This is a genomic window from Brevundimonas sp. P2_A6 (assembly GCF_056404975.1).
In genome coordinates, this window is record NZ_JBFUCZ010000011.1 from 1 (window position 1) to 3,192 (window position 3,192).

Consider the following 3,192-nt stretch of genomic DNA (forward strand, 5'->3'; position numbering starts at 1 on the left):
GCTGGTGCTGCATCGGCTGAGCCGGATGGTTGGTATGGGGCGGTAGACGCCGGGTACCACGTCATCGACGACATCAACGCCGAGTCTTCGGTGACGGGCAACAACTTCAACTTTGAAGTGAACGACGGCTGGGCGGCGTTTGCGCGTCTGGGCTACCGTTTCGACGCCAACTGGCGCGTCGAGCTGGAGGGCGGCTATCGCTCGGGCGACATCGGCCGCGTTCGCGCGGTGTCGGGTCCGAACGGCATCTGTAATCTGACGCCGGCTTCGGGTCCCTGCTATTCGCCCGAGGGCGACATCGAATCCACCACGCTGATGGCCAATGTCATCTATGACATCGGTGGCGAGTACTGGGGCATTCGTCCGTTCGTGGGTCTGGGCGTCGGTGTGAACCGCGTCGCCGCCGACTTCGCCGGCCGTTACCGCCAGGGCGCCGGCACGATCGTGGCCGACGATTCGTCGACCAAGTTCGCGGCCCAGGCCATCGCCGGCCTGAGCTACGCCGTGGGTGACCGCGCCAACATCGACCTGACCTATCGCTACCTGACGGGCGACGCCGAGTTCGACACCGTGTCGAGCCCGACGACCCGCAACCAGGGCACGTTCGAAGGCGATTACGATCAGTCGCACACCATCACCCTGGGCCTGCGCTATGCGTTCGGTGCCGACGAAGCGCCGATGGCGCCTCCGCCGCCCCCGCCGCCTCCGCCCCCGCCCCCGCCGCCTCCTCCGCCCCCGCCGCCTCCTCCCCCGCCTCCGGCTCCGGTCGCGCGTGAGTTCGTGGTCTACTTCGACTGGGATCGCTCGGACCTGACGGCGGAAGCCCGCTCGGTCGTGACGCAAGCCGCCACCTACGCCAAGTCGGGTCGTCCGACGCGCGTTCTGGTCGTCGGTTATGCCGATACGTCCGGCTCGGCCGCCTACAACGTGGGCCTGTCGAACCGTCGTGCCCGCACCGTGGCTGACGCCCTGGTCGCCAACGGCGTCAACGGCGGCGTGATCGCCCTGGACGGCAAGGGTGAGACCAACCTGGCCCGCCCGACCGCCGACGGCGTTCGCGAGCCTCTGAACCGTCGCGCCACCATCGGCATCAACTTCTAGGACCGCTTCGAAACGGCCCGGTCCGGATCTCACGATCCGGGCCGGTGCCCGACGAACGGTCGCCGATGACGCGACATGCGCTCAAGCAGCGAGGCTCCGCGAGCCGAGCGTTGGCGCAGCAAAGACTTCAGCCGCCGGGTCCTGCGAAGGGTCCGGCGGCTTTGTTTTGGCGGAACCTGCGAGGGTTCATCACACCGAGCACGGCGAAGGGCACGGCGGGACCGCATCCCTTGTCGCGTCATCGTCCCGATCTCGGGCAGGAGAAGACCGGCGGCGAAGCCGCCCTTTCATCCGCGGTGCCGAGGGTCGGACGATGACCTTGATACCGCTCGATCCCGTCGTGTCCTCCGTGCTCTCCGTGATGAACCCTTCCTCCCCCGGTGTCGTCCGGGTCCGGATGAACCGTGTCGAACGACCCGCGTTTATCGGACAGTTTCGTGAAACCCGTCGTTTTGGTTCGCCTTTCCGGACAAGTCGGTTGATCCCGCCGGTTCGGAGCGCGACAAGGAGGACCATGGTCGACGTCCGCATCCCCTCGCGCCGCGCCCGCCCGTCCGTCGATCGGCGCGCGCGTTCGGACCGCCGCGTGGCCAACGCTGTCGGCCCCGTGCTCGCCCCGGTTCCGAACACGATCCCGACCCTGCGTGACGGCCTCGCGAGCGATGGCACCCCTGCCCAGGCCCGCGCTCAAGCAGGGAGCGACCGCGTCGCGAGCGATAGAGGCTCTTCACAGGAACCCGCTCGGGCCGGGAGCGACCGCGTCGCGAGCGATAGCGCCCCTGACCTGTCTTCCCGCTCGTTCCTGATCGTGACGGCGCCGTTCGGACCGTTCGGCCGGGTGCTGGCGGCCGAGCTGGAGGGGCGGGGGGCGCGGGTCCGGCGCATGATCTTCAACATCGGCGACTGGGTCTACTGGCGCCGGTCCGGGGGGCTGACCTTCGACGGCGACGTGCGTGACTGGCCCGCCCACCTGGCCGGACTGGTGACGGCCCACGGCCTGACCGACCTGATCGTGTTCGGCGAGGGCGGCCCCTACAACCAGGCGGTCCTGACGCAAGCCGAGCAGCTGAAGGCCCTGGTTGCGGAGACAGGGGCGAGGGCTGAGGGTGGAGGGTCGGAAGATGGCGTTCCAACTGACCCTCTTCCTCCCGCTCAAGCAGCGAGCGACCGCGTCGCGAGCGGTAGCGGTGCGGCGTCAGCCGCCGACCCAGCCGCGCGCTTGGGGTCCCGCGCTCAAGCAGCGAGGCTTCGCGAGCCGAGCGATAGCGCTCTTCGTATCTGGGTCCTCGAGAACGGCTACTTCCGGCCCGACTGGATCACGGTCGAGCAGGACGGTGTCAATGCGCGATCAAGCCTGGCGCGCGACCGCGCGGCCTATGATCCGCCGATCCCCGAGATCGTGCCGGCCCGGCCGGTGGGCCGCGCCCTGCCGCACCATGTGGCCCACATCAGCTGGTATCACTTCCTGCAGTTCCTGGTCCGGCCGTTCGCCTTCCGGCGCTATGCCCAGCCCTATACGACCCCGGCCTGGCTGCAGTGCGCCAGCCACATCCGGCGCTACTTCGGCCTGATGCTGCGCTCGTCGAACGAGGCCGACGCCCAGACCCTGCGCGCGCGCGGCCCCTTCTTCATCGCCTGCCTGCAGCGCGAGGGCGACGCCCAGCTGCTGCGCTACTCCCACTATGCCGACAACACCGCGTTTCTGGCCGAGGTCCTGACCTCGTTCGCCAGACACGCGCCGCCCGAGGCCCGGCTGGTGGTCAAGAACCATCCCCTGGATCCCGGCCTGGTCGATCTGCGCCGCATGACCCGGGTCCTGGCCATCGAGCGCGGCCTCGCCGACCGGGTCGACTTCATCGACGGCGGCAACCTGGCCCAGCTGTGCCGCGCCTCCAACGGCATGGTGGTCAACAACTCATCCGCCGCCCTGTCGGCCCTGGGCTTCAAGACCCCGGTCAAGGTCCTGGGCGAGGCCTTCTTCGACTTCGACGGCCTGACCGACCAGCAATCCATCGACGCCTTCTGGACCGACCCACAGACCCCCGACCCCGACCTGTTCACCCGCTTCCGCGCCCACGTCATCGACCGCAC

Annotated in this window: 2 protein-coding genes; both read left to right on the plus strand. The window is 69.0% G+C overall.

Features of this window, described 5'->3' with window-relative positions:
- On the plus strand, positions 1-1,101 hold a 1,101-nt coding region (locus AC1DW4_RS15040; protein WP_477018067.1), incomplete at its 5' end, for an OmpA family protein.
- An 808-nt stretch (positions 1,102-1,909) separates the two neighbouring features.
- Positions 1,910-3,192: capsular polysaccharide export protein, LipB/KpsS family (locus AC1DW4_RS15045; RefSeq protein WP_477018068.1), on the plus strand; the 1,283-nt coding region annotated here is incomplete at its 3' end.